Origin of the sequence: Martelella sp. AD-3 (assembly GCF_001578105.1) — a bacterium.
GTDB lineage: Bacteria > Pseudomonadota > Alphaproteobacteria > Rhizobiales > Rhizobiaceae > Martelella.
Genome location: NZ_CP014275.1, coordinates 3,031,730 through 3,048,972 on the forward strand (window position 1 = coordinate 3,031,730; position 17,243 = coordinate 3,048,972).

Annotated in this window: 14 protein-coding genes; 6 read left to right on the plus strand and 8 right to left on the minus strand. The window is 63.8% G+C overall.

The features are described 5' to 3' along the window. Positions 1-86 precede the first annotated feature (86 nt). The gene (locus tag AZF01_RS14145; RefSeq protein WP_024708949.1) at positions 87-3,488 is read left to right on the plus strand and encodes an ATP-binding protein; all 3,402 of its coding nucleotides are present in this window, start codon (positions 87-89) and stop codon (positions 3,486-3,488) included. Further along, positions 3,481-4,401, plus strand: coding sequence for a DNA-binding response regulator (locus tag AZF01_RS14150; RefSeq protein WP_024708948.1), 921 nt, complete (start codon positions 3,481-3,483; stop codon positions 4,399-4,401). The genes AZF01_RS14145 and AZF01_RS14150 overlap by 8 nt, the downstream gene beginning before the upstream one ends. A gap of 352 nt (positions 4,402-4,753) precedes the next feature. Here the strand turns inward: AZF01_RS14150 and cysK are convergent, their stop codons facing one another. The 3 genes from cysK to dut all read right to left on the minus strand — a co-directional run bounded on the left by cysK (position 4,754) and on the right by dut (position 7,704). Next, positions 4,754-5,722, minus strand: a complete 969-nt coding sequence (gene cysK / locus AZF01_RS14155) for a cysteine synthase A (protein WP_024708947.1) — start codon at positions 5,720-5,722, stop codon at positions 4,754-4,756. 157 nt (positions 5,723-5,879) lie between these two features. Then, a complete protein-coding gene (locus tag AZF01_RS14160) occupies positions 5,880-7,148 on the minus strand; it encodes an MgtC/SapB family protein (protein ID WP_061449698.1) in 1,269 nt (422 codons plus the stop codon). Positions 7,149-7,257: 109 nt separating this feature from the next. Continuing rightward, on the minus strand, positions 7,258-7,704 hold the full coding sequence (dut, locus tag AZF01_RS14165) for a dUTP diphosphatase (RefSeq protein WP_024708945.1): 447 nt from the start codon (positions 7,702-7,704) through the stop codon (positions 7,258-7,260). A 319-nt stretch (positions 7,705-8,023) separates the two neighbouring features. Between dut and AZF01_RS14170 the strand changes: the two genes are divergently transcribed. Then, the gene (locus AZF01_RS14170; protein ID WP_024708944.1) at positions 8,024-9,607 is read left to right on the plus strand and encodes a peptide chain release factor 3; all 1,584 of its coding nucleotides are present in this window, start codon (positions 8,024-8,026) and stop codon (positions 9,605-9,607) included. 4 nt (positions 9,608-9,611) lie between these two features. Continuing rightward, a complete protein-coding gene (locus AZF01_RS14175) occupies positions 9,612-10,481 on the plus strand; it encodes an NAD(P)-dependent oxidoreductase (RefSeq protein WP_024708943.1) in 870 nt (289 codons plus the stop codon). A gap of 2 nt (positions 10,482-10,483) precedes the next feature. On the opposite strand, the gene AZF01_RS14180 is transcribed toward AZF01_RS14175, so the two are convergent. Beyond that, positions 10,484-10,888 carry a GFA family protein gene (locus AZF01_RS14180; protein WP_024708942.1) on the minus strand — a complete coding sequence of 135 codons (405 nt, stop codon included), beginning with the start codon at positions 10,886-10,888 and terminating at the stop codon, positions 10,484-10,486. Positions 10,889-11,017: 129 nt separating this feature from the next. On the opposite strand from AZF01_RS14180, the gene cueR reads away from it, so the two are divergent. Beyond that, a complete protein-coding gene (cueR, locus tag AZF01_RS14185) occupies positions 11,018-11,479 on the plus strand; it encodes a Cu(I)-responsive transcriptional regulator (RefSeq protein ID WP_024708941.1) in 462 nt (153 codons plus the stop codon). Here the strand turns inward: cueR and AZF01_RS14190 are convergent. After that, the gene (locus tag AZF01_RS14190; RefSeq protein ID WP_024708940.1) at positions 11,446-12,327 is read right to left on the minus strand and encodes a 3-hydroxybutyryl-CoA dehydrogenase; all 882 of its coding nucleotides are present in this window, start codon (positions 12,325-12,327) and stop codon (positions 11,446-11,448) included. The genes cueR and AZF01_RS14190 overlap by 34 nt on opposite strands. 211 nt (positions 12,328-12,538) lie before the next feature. Here AZF01_RS14190 and dxr point away from each other — a divergent pair, with 211 nt between their 5' ends. Beyond that, entirely contained in the window at positions 12,539-13,702 is a 1,164-nt protein-coding gene (gene dxr / locus AZF01_RS14195) for a 1-deoxy-D-xylulose-5-phosphate reductoisomerase (protein WP_024708939.1), read from the plus strand. A gap of 3 nt (positions 13,703-13,705) precedes the next feature. Here dxr and AZF01_RS14200 read toward each other — a convergent pair whose 3' ends face one another. The 3 genes from AZF01_RS14200 to hemA form a co-directional block, all read right to left on the minus strand. Then, positions 13,706-14,416: an SDR family NAD(P)-dependent oxidoreductase gene (locus tag AZF01_RS14200; protein WP_036237638.1), complete on the minus strand. Its 711-nt coding sequence runs from the start codon at positions 14,414-14,416 to the stop codon at positions 13,706-13,708. 45 nt (positions 14,417-14,461) lie between these two features. Continuing rightward, positions 14,462-15,580, minus strand: coding sequence for a serine hydrolase (locus AZF01_RS14205; protein ID WP_061449699.1), 1,119 nt, complete (start codon positions 15,578-15,580; stop codon positions 14,462-14,464). 83 nt (positions 15,581-15,663) lie between these two features. After that, a complete protein-coding gene (gene hemA / locus AZF01_RS14210; protein ID WP_024709702.1) occupies positions 15,664-16,878 on the minus strand; it encodes a 5-aminolevulinate synthase in 1,215 nt (404 codons plus the stop codon). Positions 16,879-17,243: the final 365 nt, after the last annotated feature.

The window sequence follows — 17,243 nt, forward strand, 5'->3', positions numbered from 1 at the left end:
CGTTTTCGCTTGCCATCGTCAGCCATTGCCTGAACATTCGAAAAAGCCAAGTTTCTTTTCACCTGCAGGCGCCGCACACACGATCGATGACACCACGCCAACGCATCATTCCCGTCCGGCGCGAGTATAACCGCTGGGTCGCCAACCAGACGCTTGAGGACTATGCGTTGCGCTTCACCGCCAAGAGCGCGCGCCGGTTTTCCTCAAGCCGCATCTCGCAGACGGCGATCGGCGCGATCTCCTTTCTGGCGCTGGAAGCGATCGGCGGCACGATCACGCTGTCCTACGGCACGACCAACGCCTTCTTCGCGGCCATCGTCGCCTCCGCGGTCATGCTGCTTGCCGGCCTTCCGATCGCCAAATACGCGATCCGCCACGGCGTCGACATCGATCTTCTGACGCGCGGCGCCTCCTTCGGCTATATCGGCTCGACGGTGACCTCGCTGATCTATGCGAGCTTCACCTTCATCCTGTTTGCCATCGAAGCATCGATCATGTCGGGCGCGCTGGAGCTCGCCTTCGGCATTCCACTGTGGATCAGCTACATCATCTCGGCCGTGCTGGTGATCCCGCTCGTGACCTACGGCGTGCAGATGATCTCGCGCTTCCAGCTGATCACGCAGCCCTTCTGGATCATCCTCAACATCCTGCCCTTCATCTTCATCGCCTTCATGGACTTCGAAAAGTTCGAGCTGTGGCGGGCCTTTGGCGGCATACGGGCGGAAAGTGCCGCCCCCGGTTCGGCTGCCCCGTTCACGCTGGCCGGCTTTGCGGCGGCGGCCGGCGTCATCTTCGCGCTGATGCCGCAGATCGGCGAGCAGGTCGATTTCCTGCGCTTTCTGCCGGCGACGGGAAAACGCAAGTTCCGTCATCGCCTGGCAATCTTTCTCGCCGGTCCCGGCTGGGTGGTGGTGGGCGTGCCGAAACTGATGGCCGGCTCGTTTCTTGCCGTGCTCGTGCTTTCCACCGGCATGCCGGCAACGGCGGCGGCCGACCCGGCGCACATGTATCTGACCGCCTTCGGCTACATGATCCCGAACGAAACGGCGGCGCTGTTGCTGATGGCCGCCTTCGTCGTCGTCTCGCAACTGAAGATCAATGTCATGAACGCCTATGCGGGCTCGCTCGCCTGGTCGAACTTCTTCTCCCGCCTCACCCACAGCCATCCCGGCCGCGTCGTCTGGCTGGTGTTCAACGTGGCGATCGCGCTGCTTCTGATGCAGCTCGGCATCTACCGGCTTCTGGAAGCCTCGCTCAGCGTGTTCTCGATCGTCGCCATGGCCTGGCTGTCGACCATCTCCGCCGACCTCTTCATCAACAAGCCGCTCGGCCTCTCCCCGCCCGGGATCGAATTCAAGCGCGCGCATCTCTACGACATCAACCCCGTCGGCCTCGGCGCCATGGCGCTTTCCTGCCTCGTCGCACTGGTGGCCCATTTCGGGCTGTTCGGCGCGCTCGCCGTTTCCTTCGCCCCCTTCATCGCGCTCGTCGTCGCCCTCATCGCCTCGCCGCTGATCGCCTGGGGCACGGGCGGGCGCTATTACCTGGCGCGCAGGCAACGCCGGGGCTGGCGGACGAAGACGGCGATCACCTGCTCGATCTGCGAACATCCCTTCGAGCCGGAGGACATGGCCTGGTGTCCGGCCTATGCAGGACCGATCTGCTCGCTCTGCTGCTCGCTCGACAGCCGCTGCCATGACCTGTGCAAACCCAAGGCGCGGCTCAACACCCAGATCGCGACCGTCGCCGGCGCGCTGCTGCCCGCCCGGCTGGTCGAGCAGCTTTCCTCCCGGCTTGGCCGCTACGGCATCACGGCGGCGCTCTCGGTCACCTTCATCGGCGCGATCCTTTCGATGATCGCCTACCAGATGGCCCGCGCAGCGCCTGAGACGGCCTCTGTGGTCTATGACACGGCGCTGATCGTGTTCTTCGTCTTCGCCATGCTCGCCTGCATCATCGCCTGGTTTTACGTGCTCGCCCATGACAGCCGCATGGTGGCGGAGGAGGAATCCTCGCGCCAGACGACCCTGCTCTTGAAGGAAATCGCCGCCCACGAGAAAACCGATGCCGCGCTCCAGGCCGCGAAGGAGAGCGCCGAAGCCGCCAACCGCGCCAAGAGCCGCTATGTCGTCGGCCTCTCGCATGAATTGAGAACGCCGCTCAACGCCGTCTCCGGCTATGCACAGCTGCTGGAGCGCGACCCGACCATACCCGATGCGCGACAGCCCGCGATCAAGTCGATCCGCCGCTCGGCCGACTATCTCTCGGGCCTGATCGACGGGCTGCTGGATATCTCACGGATCGAATCCGGACGGCTTCAGGTGTTCTCCAACGAGATCAACCTCGCCGAATTTCTCGACCAGATCATCGACATGTTCGAGACCCAGGCCCGGGCCAAGGGGCTGATATTCGAGCACACACTCGACCGCCACCTGCCGGCCTATGTGCGCACCGACGAAAAGCGCCTGCGCCAGATCCTCGTCAACCTGCTCTCCAACGCGGTGAAGTTCACCGATGCCGGCAGCGTATCGCTTGTGGCGCGCTATCGCAGCCAGGTGGCGACCTTTATCGTCACCGACACGGGCAGCGGCATCGCCGCTAAGGACCTTTCGCGCATCTATGAGCCGTTCGAGCGCGGCGGCGGCAGGGAAAAGCCGGGGCTCGGCCTCGGCCTCACCATCACGCGGCTTCTGGTCAACACGCTCGGCGGCGAAATCGAGGTGGAAAGCCGGGAGGGCTCGGGCACACGCTTTACCGTACGCCTCATGCTCGCCTCCATCGACCGGCCGCAGCCGCCGCGCGTGGCCGGCGACACCGCCGTCGCCGCGGGCTATGACGGGCCGCGCCGCACAATCATGGTCGTTGACGACAATGCCGATCATCGTGCGATGATGCGCGACATCCTCCTGCCGCTAGGCTTCGACGTCATGCTCGCCGAAGACGGAGAGACGGTATTCGGCCTGCTCGAAGACACGACGCCGGATATCTTCCTGCTCGACATCCGAATGCCGGGGATGAATGGCTGGCAGCTTGCCACCCGGCTGCGCGATGCCGGTATGACGAAACCCATCGTGATGCTCTCGGCCAATATCGGCGACGACGCCATCATCGGCCATGGGGATGACAGCCATAACGACACGCTGTCGAAACCCCTCAATCTCAAGCGCCTGCGCGACGTTCTGGCGCTGCATCTCGGCCTCATCTGGCGGGAAACGCCGGACGAAAGCACGCGCGCCGCGCCCGAGATGCCTGAAGTCTTGCAAACGCCGCCGGATTCGCAGCTTGATGAATTGATCCGGCTCGCCGAGATCGGCTATCACCGTGGCGTCCGGGAAAAGCTGGCATCGCTTTCGGCGGAAGACGCATACCGATCTTTCGCGACCGAGGCCTCCGCCTTTGTCGCCCGTTTCGACCTGGACGGCCTCGTCGCCTATCTGAACAGGCTCAAGTCCGGCGTCGCCGGGAAGGATACCGCGCAAGATGGCTGAGAACGCCGCACAGGAAATCGTACTTCTGGTGGACGACAGTCCGGAGGCGCTGAGCTTCCTGACCGAGGCGCTGGAAGACAGCGGCTATTCCGTTCTGATCGCAACCTCAGGCGAAAGCGCGGTCAGCATCGTCGCGCGCATCACGCCCGATATCGTGCTGATGGACGCGGTGATGCCGAAGATGGATGGGTTCGAGGCCTGCCGGCGGCTGAAGTCCGGACCGGCAGCGCAAAGCCCCGTGATCTTTATGACCGGGCTTTCGGAAACCGAACACATCGTCCACGCGCTGGAATCCGGCGGCGTCGACTATCTGACCAAGCCAATCAATATCGATGAACTGAGGGCGCGCATCCGCGTGCATCTTGCCAATGCCCGCTCGGCCCAGAGCGCGCGGGTGGCGCTGGACGCGACCGGCCGGCACCTTCTGGCCGCCGGGCCCGACGGCGCGCCGCGCTGGATGACGCCGCAGGCCGGCAGGCTGATCGGCGAGGCGGCGGGCGGCGCGCCGGACATGAGCCTCATCGGGGACCGGATCTCTGCCTGGCTTGGCGAGGCCAATATCGGCGAAACGCCCGGCGGCCAGACGACGCTGCCGGTCACGCGAAACGGCGAGACGCTGTTCCAGCTTGTCTTTCTGGAGAAGACAGGCGCGGACGAATTCCTGTTCCGCGTTACCGCCGCCAATCCCGTGAGCGACGACGAAACGCTCAGGAAACATTTTCCCCTGACCGTGCGCGAATCCGAAGTGCTGCTGTGGATCGCCAAGGGCAAGACCAACCGCGACATCGCCGATATTCTCGGCCTTTCAACGCGAACGGTGAACAAGCACCTTGAAACCATCTATGTGAAACTCGGCGTCGAAAACCGCGCCTCCGCCGCGGTGAAGGCGGCCTATGTGCTGCATGATATGTGAGCGGGCCCTCTCGCTTGAGGGATCGGCGCTATTCTGTCTTTGCTTGGGGAGCGTGAACTGCATCCGCGCCAACTAATCTTCTCGCCCCGGAGGGGAGAGATGTCGCGAAAGCGACAGTGAGGGGGGAGCCTATCCCCGCGAAAGCCCTCACATTTGGAAATGCAGCGCCACCCTCACTGCCCCTTTCGGGGCATCTCTCCCGCCAGCGGGAGAGAGTATTGGGAGCAAGACCAACCTCCATCGACCTTTACTCAGGCGGGGGAAACGGGCGAACAGCGAGCAATACACTCACTCTGCATAGAAAAAGGCGCGCAGTTCCCACCGCGCGCCTTCCATGCAAATCGAAGCGTCGTTACTGCCCAAGTCCTTCAAACAGCGCCGTCGAGAGGTAGCGCTCGGCAAAGGACGGGATGATGATGACGATGGTCTTGCCTTCGTTTTCCGGACGCGAACCGACCTCGATTGCGGCCTTCAGCGCGGCGCCGGAAGAGATGCCGACCGGAAGGCCCTCGACGCGGGCGACTTCGCGGGCAAGCGCGAAGGCATCGTCGTTTTCGACCTTGACGATCTCGTCATAGACTGCGGTATCGAGCACGCCCGGCACGAAACCGGCGCCGATGCCCTGGATCTTGTGCGGGGCGGGCGATCCGCCGGAGAGCACCGGAGAGGCGGCCGGCTCGACGGCCACGACCTTCACCTCCGGCTTCTTCTGCTTCAGCACCTGGCCGACGCCGGTGATCGTGCCGCCCGTGCCGATGCCGGAGACGAAGATATCGACAGCGCCGTCGGTGTCGTTCCAGATTTCCTCCGCCGTCGTCTTGCGGTGAATGTCCGGATTGGCCGGGTTTTCGAACTGCTGCGGAATGACCGCGTTCTCGATCTCGGCGGCGAGTTCCTCAGCCTTGGCGACGGCGCCCTTCATGCCCTTCGGCGGCTCGGTCAGAACCAGTTCGGCGCCGAGCAGCGCCACCATCTTGCGGCGCTCGATCGACATCGATTCCGGCATGGTCAGGATCAGGCGGTAGCCCTTGGCGGCGGCCGCGAAGGCGAGCGCGATGCCGGTATTGCCCGAGGTCGGCTCGATCAGCACGGATTTGCCGGGCGTGATCTTGCCGGCCTTTTCCAGCGCGTCGATCATGGCAAAGCCAATACGATCCTTCACCGACGAAATGGGATTGAAGAATTCGAGCTTGGCCAGGAGATTGGCCTTCACGCCCTTTTCCTTCGCCAGCTTGTCGAGACGGACGATCGGCGTGTCACCGATCGTGTCGAGAATAGAGGAATAGACCTTCCCGCGTCCGGGTTTGCCGTTCTGTTCCATGGTGATTGCTCCCTGAATGAGTTACTCTCTAGGTAGGGTCCGGCCGGGGAAAATTCGAGGCACGAAACAGCGAACGGAACAGCTTTGGCGGAATGACATTCCAATCACCGGCAAGTTCGCGAAAACGCATTTCCCCTGCCGGCTCCGTGGCGCGAGCTCACCCGGCAAAGGCGACAAACAGCCAGAAACCGGCCCCGCCGACGGCCATCACTGCAAGCGTGACCAGCCCCAGAATCCGGCCATAGGCGCGCGTGCCGCTGCCAAGGGCAAGCACCACTTTGGTGACGAGATTGGCGGCGGCCGCGATCAGCACGGCAAAGGCGGCCGTTTCAACAGGCAGGGCGTTGCCGGCCATGTGTGCGGTGGAAAGCGTGATCGCATCGAGATCGGGAATGCCGGAGACGAGCGCGATGACGGTTATGCTTCCCGGTCCGAGGAAGCGCACCAGCACCCTGGCGATGAAACCGACAGCCCCCAGCAGCGCGCCGAAGCGCAGCACCGCGCCGAGCTCGAACGGATTGGAAAGCTCGATCCCGGCCTTGGCGTCAACCGCGCGGTTGCGCCCGATCAGGATCAGGCTCGCCGCGACAAAGACCAGAAGGCCCGGCGCGAGCGCCGCAGCGAGCGGCACGATCAGCGCCGGGGCAACGGCCGAGCCGATGATGAAACAGCGCACCAGCGACAGCCCGCCGGCAATCGAGGCAGCGCCCGCCAATTGCCGAGAAAGCGCGGGCTCGGCGGTGGAGATATGGGCAAAGGAGAGCGTCGTCGCCGTCGACGAGACGATCCCGCCGGTGGCGCCCGCAAACAGGATGCCGCGCTCGGGCCCAGCGACCCGCATCGCCACATAGCCGGCATAGGAAAGCGCGGCGATCATGATCGTCATCAGCCAGACGGTGAAGGGATTGAAGCCGCCCCAGGGATCGATCGCCCGGTTTGGCAGGAGCGGCAGGGCAACGAAGCTCATGGTGAGAAGCACCAGCGCCGATCGCAGTTCCACCCAGGTCATGGTTTTGAGGAAACCGTGGAGGCTGTGGCGCGCGGCCAGAAGAACGGTCGTGACCACGCCGCCAGCGGCGGCCAGGCGCATATCGCCCGTCGCCGAGACGACGCCGAGCGCGAACACCACAAGCGCCGCGATCACGCCGGTGACGGAAAAGTCATTGCGCGGCGTGGCGGCGCGATAGGAGAAAACGATAAAGGCCGCCATCAGACCGATGCCGAGCGCTGCCGGCACGACCGGACCGGAAACCGCGCCGAGATAGCCGGCAAGCCCGCCGAGCAGGCCAACCAGCGCAAAGGTGCGGATGCCGGCGGCGCGTTCGCCATCGGCCATCTCGCGCTCCTGCCAGCCGCGCTCGATCCCCACCAGAAGCCCGATCGCGAGCGACAGACCGACACGCTGAAACGCTTCCATCATATCCATGCGCGAGCCTCCTTCGGTTCCGGCAAACCCAGCCGCCGAAGGCAGACCTTAGCGCTCACGGATAAAACCTGAAATAGCAATTATCGGGACAGACACCGCCAGGCCGGGATCACACGCCGGTCGAGCCGAACCCGCCGGCCCCGCGCACGGTCTCGGTCAGGTCGTCCACCACCGTCACCGGCATCTGCGTCACCGGCGCGATGATGACCTGGGCGATGCGCATGCCGCGCTCGATGGCGAAATCCTCGGTTCCGAGATTGACGAGCAGCACCTTCACCTCGCCGCGATAGTCGCTGTCGATCGTGCCGGGCGTATTGAGGCAGGTGATGCCGTGCTTGAAGGCAAGGCCGGAACGCGGGCGGACCTGCGCCTCGTGACCGTCCGGGATCTCGAAGATGAAGCCCGTCGGCACCAGCGCGCGGGCGCCCGGCCGCAGCACCAGCGGCTCGGCCTCGGGCACGGCGGCGCGGATATCCATGCCGGCGGAACCGGTCGTCTCGTAGGCCGGCGGCGCGATGCCGTCCGCGTGTTCCAGGCGTTTGAGTTTCAGCGTCATTTTCGTTTCCATGTTCATTGCGGCTTCACGGGGCCTGAAAGGTTGGACGACTGCCTCACTTCTGACCGATCTCCCCCCTTGAGGGGGAGATGCCCGGCAGGGCAGAGAGGGGTGCAGCGGAAGTCCCATATTCCGTGCTTGTTGAAAGGGCTCACCCCTCTCTGTCGCTTTCGCGACATCTCTCCCTCAAGGGGAGAGATTGGCGGCGGCAGGGTCCTCTTCAATCTCGCCAGCATCCTTGCCATGGCTCACAAACAGGTCAATTGCATCTTGGCCCTCAAATCGCTAGATAGGCCCCCATCAACAGGATATTGCATCGATGCCCGAAACGCTTGCCGAGGCGGTTGCCCGCCGCCGAACCTTCGCGATCATCTCGCACCCGGACGCCGGTAAAACCACGCTCACCGAAAAGCTGCTGCTGTTCGGCGGCGCGATCCAGCTTGCCGGCGAGGTGAAGGCCAAGAAGGACCGCATCCAGACGCGTTCCGACTGGATGAAGATCGAGCGCGAACGCGGCATTTCGGTGGTCACCTCGGTGATGACCTTCGAATATGAGGACACGGTCTTCAACCTGCTCGACACGCCCGGCCATGAAGACTTCGCCGATGACACCTACCGCACGCTGACAGCGGTGGATGCGGCCATCATGGTGATCGACGCGGCCAAGGGCATCGAGCCGCGCACGCTGAAGCTCTTCGAAGTCTGCCGCATGCGCGACATCCCGATCATCACCTTCGTCAACAAGATGGACCGCGAGGCCCGCGACACGTTCGAGATCATCGACGAAGTGGCGGAAAAGCTGGCGCTCGATCCCGTGCCGATGACCTGGCCGATCGGCCAGGGCAAAACGTTCTGCGGCACCTACCACCTGCGCGACAGCGCCGTGCGCTACGGCGATGGCGAACGGCACCTCACCAAGGTCAACGGCCCGGAAGTGGTGGCCGAAAAGCTGCCGGAACATGAACGCCAGGACTGGGCGGAAATGGCCGAGCTCGCCATTGACGGCTATCCGGCGTTTTCGCGCGAGGCCTTTCTCGAGGGCCATATGACGCCGGTCTATTTCGGCTCGGCGCTCAGGAACAACGGCGTGCGCGATCTCATTCACGCGCTGTCCGAATTTGGCCCGCCGCCGCGCGCGCAGGTCGCCGATGTCAGAACCGTGGAAGCCACCGACCCGAAGATGAGCGCCTTCGTCTTCAAGATCCAGGCGAATATGGACCCCAACCACCGCGACCGCATTGCTTTCGTGCGCGTCTGCTCGGGCGAACTGAAGCGCGGCATGAAGGCGCGGCTCTCGCGCACCGGCAAGCAGATGGGGCTGACGGCGCCGCAATTCTTCTTCGCCTCGCAGCGCCAGCTTGCCGACACGGCCTATGCCGGCGATGTCGTCGGCATCCCGAACCACGGCGCGCTTCGTATCGGCGACACGCTGACGGATGGCGAGCAACTCGTCTTCCAGGGCGTGCCGAACTTCGCACCGGAAATTCTCCGCCGCGTCAGGCTCGAAGACGCGATGAAGGCGAAAAAGCTGAAGGAGGCCCTGCAGCAGATGGCCGAGGAAGGCGTCGTGCAGCTCTTCACCCCGGAAGACGGTTCTCCCGCGATCGTCGGCGTGGTCGGCGCGCTGCAGCTCGACGTTCTGAAGGAGCGGCTGAAGGCGGAATACGGCCTGCCGGTCTCCTTCGAGATGGCGCGTTTTTCGATTTGCCGCTGGATTTCGGCGGAAAAGCCCGCAGATCTCGACAAATTCGTCTCCTCGCATCGCGGCGACATCGCCCGCGACCTCGACGGCGATCCGGTGTTCTTGGCCCAGGACGGTTTCTCGCTGAACTATGAGAGCGAACGCGCGCCGGAGATCAGGATGATCGCGATCAAGGAATACCATCAGGCAAAGGCGGCGTGAGGCGATGAGCGAGAAAGAAGTCATCGGCATTTGCGGCATCGGCCGGATGGGCAGCGCGATCGCCGACCGGCTCGCCGCCAAAGGGTTCCGCCTCGTGCTTTGGTCGCGCAGCGGCGTGACGGATGAATTCGCGGACAGGAACCGCGCCGAGATCGCCCTCAACCTCGCCTCGCTCGCCTTCAAGTCCGACATCATCATCACCTCCCTGATCAATGACGGAGCGGTGGACTCGGTGCTGTCGAAGCTTGTCGAAACCTCGCTGCCGGGCAAGCTCGTGGTCGAGACATCGACGGTGCGACCGGACACGCTGCGGCGCTTTTCCGAAAAGATCAAGGCCAAGGGCGGCAGCGCCATCGACGCGCCGATCTCCGGCGGCCCGGAACTCGTGCGCGAAGGCACGGCGGGCATCTATGTCGGCGGCGCCACGATCGACTACAAGCGCTACCTTCCGGTCGCCGAAGCGCTTTCCGACCGGATCCACCACACCGGCTCGCTGGGCGCGGGCGCTGCCGCCAAGATCGTCAACAACATGATGCTCTGCGGCTATTGGGAAGTGCTGAAGGAAGCGCTCATGACCGGCAAGAAAGCCGGGCTTTCGGTCGAGACCATGCTCGACGTGCTGTTGACCAGTCCCGGCGGCTCGCCGGCGCTCAAATTCCGCGCGCCGCGCATTCTTGGCGAGGACAAGAGCATCGGCTTTCCGGCAAAAGGCGCGCTCAAGGACGCGACGCTTTTCGCCGAAGTGGCCAAAAGCTTCGGCATCGACACGCCCGCCATCAATGCCGCAGTCGAGAGCTACCGGACCTGCATCGCGGACGGCCACGGCGACGAGGATCTTTCTGCGATGGTGCGGACCGCGCTGGAAAAAGGGTGAGGTTACTCCCGCGCCGCGCCCGGCAGCGTCGCGAGTTCGTTGACCCACGGCGCCGCCTCCTCGCACCAGATCTCCCGTTTCGGCGGCAGGTCGGCGCGCTGGTCGATCAGGCCCCAGCGCAAGGCCCAGTCGCCGGCAGCCTCTCCCTCGCCTCTGGAAAACACCGGTCCTCCGCAGGTTTCGCAAAAGGCCTGGGCGCGCTTGGCACCGCTCTCGGCCATCTTCCAGTACTCCCTGAGGACACCGCTCGATATCTGGACATCTTCTTGCGCCACAAGAACAGAGACGCGATAGGGCGAACCGGAGAGCCGCTGGCACTGGTTGCAGTGGCAGACAACGACGGCCTCGGGATCGATGCTCGCCGAAAATCGCACATTGCCGCAAAAACAGCCACCGGTGACGTCCATGATCCATTCTCCGTTTTCCGCAGGGAGGCTGTTCATGCCATGGGGACGCGGCCGGGTGCAACATCACGAGGCTTGAAGAATCCTGATGGCAGCATCAGATTATGGAAAACAGAGAGCAGGAGAGAGCTGATGAATATCGGCGAAGCCGCACGGCAATCGGGCCTGCCGCCCAAGACAATCCGTTACTACGAGGAAATCGGCCTCGTCGTCGCCGACCGTGCGCCCAACGGCTACCGGGATTATTCCGGCAACCATGTCCACCGGCTGAACTTCATCCACCGCTCGCGCGACCTCGGCTTCTCTGTCGAGGAATGCCGGCTGCTGCTGTCGCTTTATGACGACGACGCCCGAGAAAGCGCCGAGGTCAAGGCGCTGGCGCTTTCCAAGATCACCGAGATCGACGCCAAGCTCGAGAGGCTCGCGAGCCTGAAGGCGACGCTGCAGCACCTCGCCGAAACCTGCCACGGCGACCACCGTCCCGACTGCCCGATCCTTCAGGAGCTTTCCGGCGATAGGGATTGCTGCGCGCCCGCCTCAGGCCTCGAAAAGGCGAGGGATCACCGCGTCGGCACGGGTTCCTCGCCGCGATAGTCGTAGAAGCCCCGGCCCGATTTGCGGCCGAGCCAGCCCGCATCGACATATTTGACGAGCAGCGGGCACGGCCGGTACTTGTTGTCGGCCAACCCTTCATGCAGCAGTTGCATGCCGGCAAGGCAGGTGTCGAGGCCGATGAAATCGGCAAGTTCCAGCGGTCCCATCGGGTGACGCGCGCCGAGCTTCATGGCGACGTCGATCGCGTCCACCGAACCGACCCCCTCATAGAGCACATAGATCGCCTCGTTGATCATCGGCAGCAGGATGCGGTTGACGATGAAAGCCGGGAAATCCTCCGAGACCGTTGGCGTCTTGCCGAGCGAACGGACGAATTCCTTCGCCGTTTCGAACGTCACCTCCTCGGTGGCAATGCCGCGCACCAGCTCGACCAGTTCCATCACCGGAACCGGGTTCATGAAGTGCACGCCCATGAAGCGTTCCGGCCGGTCGGTCGCGGCCGCAAGACGGGTAATGGAAAAGGCCGATGTATTGGTCGCCAGCAGGGCTTCCGGCTTCAGGATCGGGCAGATTTTCGCGTAGAGCGCGCGCTTGGCCGCCTCATCCTCGGTGATCGCCTCGATCGCCATGTCGACGGAGGCGAGGTCCTGCAGGTCCGTCGAGCCGCTGATCAGCGCCAGCGCCTTCTTGCGATCCTCGTCCGTGATCTTTCCGGAGTTGACCTGGCGGGCGAGATTGCCGTTGATCGTCGCCAGCGCGCGCTCGATCTGCTCACGCTCGCTGTCGATCAGGTGCACGTCATAACCGGCGACCGCGCAGACATGGGCGACACCGCAGCCCATGGCGCCGGCGCCGACAACCCCGATGCGCCTTATGTTATCAGCCATTTCGCGCTCCCTTGCTCATTTTCCGGGCGAACGGCAGGCCGCTCGCGAAAGTCCGTACCACTTGATAGTCCCTCGTGCCGCTCATTTCCAGTGCCAACCCCTTTGCGATGCCAAGTTCGGGATCGGTCTGTACATGTTCTTTTCCCTGTCGCCGGCGATGAAAAACCGCTAGAGGCTAGTTCAGAAATAACGAGGAAACGGCATAAAACGCATGTCTACGCGACGCATCGCCATTTTCGGCGCGACCGGGTCGATCGGGCTTAATACGCTCGACGTGATCGAACAGCTCGGCGGGCGCGATACTTTCGAACTGACCGCGGTTACCGGCAATGCCAATGTCGAGGCTTTGGCGAAAAAGGCGATCGATCACGGCGCGCGAATGGCCGTTACCGCCGACGAGAGCCGCTACAAGGCGCTGAAGGAAGCCTTGTTCGGATCGGGCGTCACGCCTGCCGCCGGGACAAGCGGACTTTCCGAAGCCGCGCGCATGGACAATGACATGGTGATGGCGGCAATCGTCGGCACCGCCGGGCTGAAGCCGACGCTGGAGGCCGCGAAGGCCGGCGCCGACATTGCCCTTGCCAACAAGGAATGTCTCGTTTCCGCCGGTCCGCTGTTCATGGAGGCGATTGCCGCGGGCGGCGGCACGATGGTGCCTGTCGACAGTGAACATTCCGCCGTCTTCCAGGTGTTCGAGGAGAACCAGCGCCGGGCGCTGGAACGGGTGATCATCACCGCATCCGGCGGCCCGTTCCGCACAAAGAGCCTTGAGGAAATGCGCCATGTCGATGCGGCGACGGCGCGCGCCCATCCCAACTGGTCGATGGGCCTGAAAATCTCGATCGACAGCGCCTCGATGTTCAACAAGGCGCTCGAAATGATCGAGGCCATGCATCTCTTCGCGCTGAGACCGGAACAGGTGGAGGTGATCGTCCATCCGCAGTCGATCATCCATTCCATGGTCGGCTATGCCGACGGCTCGGTGCTGGCCCAGCTCGGCGCGCCGGACATGCGCACGGCGATCGGCTATGCGTTGTCTTATCCGGAGCGGCCCTCGCTTTCGGTCGAGAGGCTCGATTTTGCCAGGCTCGCCCGGCTCGATTTCGAGGCCCCTGACGAGAGCCGGTTCCCCGCCCTTCGCCTGGCGCGGGTCGCCATGGCGCGCGGCGGGCTTCAGGGCGCAGTCTTGAACGGCGCCAAGGAAGTGGCGCTGGAAGCCTTCATCGACGGGCGCTGCGGCTTTCTGGAGATGGCGGAAATCACGGAGACGGTGATGGACAGCCTCTCGCACCTGCCAGCCGCCGCCGGTATCGACGACATCTACGCCGCCGATGCGGAGGCCCGCCGCAGGGCCGCAGGCCTCGTCAGGGCGTAAGGCCTACCATTCGATGCGGCTGCCGTCATAGGCGAGGAATATCCCGGTCTCTCCCTCGGCGATGCCGTTCAGCGCCGAGAGCATGTTTCCTGCGGCCTCTTCAGCCGCGACCCGGCGATTGCTGCCGGCATAGGGTTCGGAAAGCGGCGTCGCCACCGTGCCCGGATGAAGGGCGGCAAGCGACAGAAGCGGATTTTTCCGCCGCGCCTCGATTGCGGCGGTGCGCAGGATCTGATTCAGCGCGGCTTTCGATGCACGGTAGGACATCCAGCCGCCGATATGGTTGTCGCCGATCGAGCCGACGCGCGCAGAAAGGCAGGCGAAGATGGCCCTCCGGTCACGTGTCATCAGCGGCAGAAAGTGTTTGAGCAGAAGCGCCGGGCCGATGGCGTTGACGGAAAACTGCCGTGCCATGACCTCGGCATCGAGCGCCCTGATGGTCTTTTCCGGACCCGCGCCGTCAATATGCAGCGCGCCTGTGGCGCAGACAATGAGGTCGAACGACTGACCTGAAAAGCGCTGCGCCGCTTCGGCCACGGACGCCTCGTCGGCGATCTCCAGGCTGTCCGCGCGCCGCGACAGCGTTTCGAGGCCGCCGCAGCGCGGATCCGCCTCGATCGCCGCGCACAAGGCTTTGCCGATGCCGCCGGAAGCGCCGATGACGAGCGCATGATAGCGCTCGGCAAGGCTGGTCATGACGGTTGCCTGCATCATTCTCTCCCTTCACGGGATGAATTACGCCGGACGCCTTTCCTCGGATCACCTGTCGAAGACCGCCCGCCAGACATCGAAGGGAAATGCGCCGTCGCACCCCTCGGGCGCGGTATTGGTCATGGCGACGGCAACCGTGCCGGTTTCGGGGTCGAAACACCAGCGGTTGCCGTAAACCCCGCCCCAGGAGACCGCGCCGTCCGGCAGGGGCGAATTGTCGAGCGCGGCATCTTCCGTGACGGCGCCGAGAAAGCCGAACTTCACGCCCGGACGGACATTGAGATCGCCGATCTGGTTGCGGATCGCGGCCTGAACGGTCTCCGGCTTCAGCACGCCGTCGCCGCCCTTGCGAACCATCTCGAGAAGCCGGATCACGTCGCCGGCGGTTCCCGCCATGCCGCCGCCGCCGCCCTGGAAGGCGTGGGGGTTGAATATCCGCGCCGGCGAGAAGGTGTAGATCCGGTCGGGCGCAAAGGCAACGCGTTGCGGCTCGCCCATGGGCTGGGGAACGGGGTCGGCATTGAAATAGGGAACGGCAACGCGATCGCGGTCCGTCACGCAGAAGGTGGTGTCGGAAATGCCGAGCGGCCGCAGAACATACCGGTTCAGCGCTTCCTCGACCGAGCTGCCCTCCGCCTGCGCAAGCACGGCGCCGAGAATGTCGATCGCGATCGAGTACTCCCAGGCGGTTCCGGGCTTGTAGGCCAGCGGAACGGTGTTGTGGCGGGAGAAATTGTCCTCGAGCGTCAGCTCGGTGTTCTCGATGCCGACCGTGATGGAATCATGAACCGAAAGAATGCCGGCGCCGGGACGATAGGTGAGACCGGCCGTATGTGTCAGAAGCTGACGTATGGTGATCTCGGCCTGCCGGCCGTCGGGGCCCGGGGGGTGGAACCACGGCAGGCGGTCGCTGACATGATCGTCGAGCGAGATCTTTCCGGCATCGGCCATCGCCAGCGCCGCGGCGGCAACGAAGGGCTTGGTGACGGAAGCGTAGCGGAAAATCGTGTCGAGGGACACGGGCTTCCCCGCCTCCCGGTCGGCAAAGCCTGCGGCGCGTTCATAAACCGGCGCGCCGTTCTGCCAGACCATGATCACGGTTCCGACGATGCGCGCCTCATCGATCGCGCGGTCAATGGCCGCGTCAACGCGGTGCGAAAGTTCCATGAAAAGCCCTCCGGACCATAAACAGCATTGCCTGTTTGATCCGGAAAGCCGCGGCCCGAGTCAAGTGAAATCCCGATGACGCCTCAGGCGACCGCGCGCGCCAGCGCACATTGCGACCAGAGCGAATGCAGCGCCGCCACCAGATGGTCCATGTCCCGATCGGTATGCAGCGGCGTCGGCGTGAAGCGCAGGCGCTCGGTCTTGCGCGGCACCGTCGGATAGTTGATCGGCTGGACATAGATGCCGAAATCATCGAGCAGAATATCGGAGATCCACTTGCACTTCGAGGCGTCACCCACCATCACCGGCACGATATGGCTGTCATTGTCCATGTGCGGGATGCCCTGCGCATCGAGCTTGCGACGGAGCGTGGCGACGCGTTCGCGGTGACGTTCGCGCTCGATCTGGCTCACCTTCAGGTGGCGGATGGAGGCGACCGCGCCCGCAGCCAGCGACGGCGGCAGCGCCGTGGTGAAGATGAAGCCGGAGGCAAAGGAGCGGACGAAATCGACCACGGCCTGAGATCCGGCGATATAGCCGCCCATGACGCCGAATGCCTTGCCGAGCGTGCCCTCGATGATCGTCAGGCGGTCCATCAGGCCCTCGCGCTCGGCAACGCCGCCGCCGCGCGGACCGTACATGCCGACGGCGTGAACCTCGTCCAGATAGGTCATCGCGCCGAATTTTTCGGCGAGATCGCAGATTTCCCTGATCGGCGCGATGTCGCCGTCCATCGAGTAGACCGATTCGAAGGCGATCAGCTTCGGCGCGTCCGGATCGGCCGCCTTCAGCTTGGCCTCCAGATCGTTGAGGTCGTTGTGCTTGAAGATGACGCGAGCGCTCTTGCCGTGACGGATGCCCTCGATCATCGAGGCGTGGTTGAGCGCGTCCGAGAAGATGATCAGGCCGGGGATCTTCTGGCCGAGCGTGCCGAGCGTCGCCCAGTTGGACACATAGCCGGAGGTGAAGATCAGCGCCGCTTCCTTGCCATGCAGGTCCGCGAGTTCTTCCTCGAGCTTGACGTGGTAATAGTTGGTGCCGGAAATATTGCGGGTGCCGCCGGCCCCTGCCCCGCAAGCCTCGATCGCCTCCTGCATGGCGGCGATCACGGTGGGACACTGGCCCATGCCGAGATAATCATTCGAACACCAGACCGTGACCGGCGAAGCCGCGCCGTCCTTGAAGCGGGACGCACGGGGGAATTCACCGCGATGCCGTTTCAGTTCCGCGAAGACGCGGTAACGGCCTTCTTCATGCAGTCCCGCAAGTTCGCTTTTGAAAAATGCTTCGAAATCCATCGTTCAGGTGCTCCACCGCCAAGCCGTTTGTTTTCCGCAAGGATTTGACGAAGTTTGCGCAACGTCAAGCCGCAAAGCCCCGGAATTGACCCGGGTGCGGCAATAGGCCCTTCGTTTGAATTATTCCAAACTGCTTCTACACGCAACCGTTCGGGGCAAATCTTGATCAAGGTCAAGTGATCGACATTATCCGGCAGGCTTCTGACATTCGCTCCGGCGGCGGGAACAAATCCCTGCACCGACACATTAATCCGCTACCCCGGAAATATCCGGCCGCGGCGGAAAGGCGCTTTTTTGCTTCCCGCATCGGCGCTATTCGGATATGTATTTTCAGAAGCGGCCGGTCGAACGGTCGCGACAAGGAG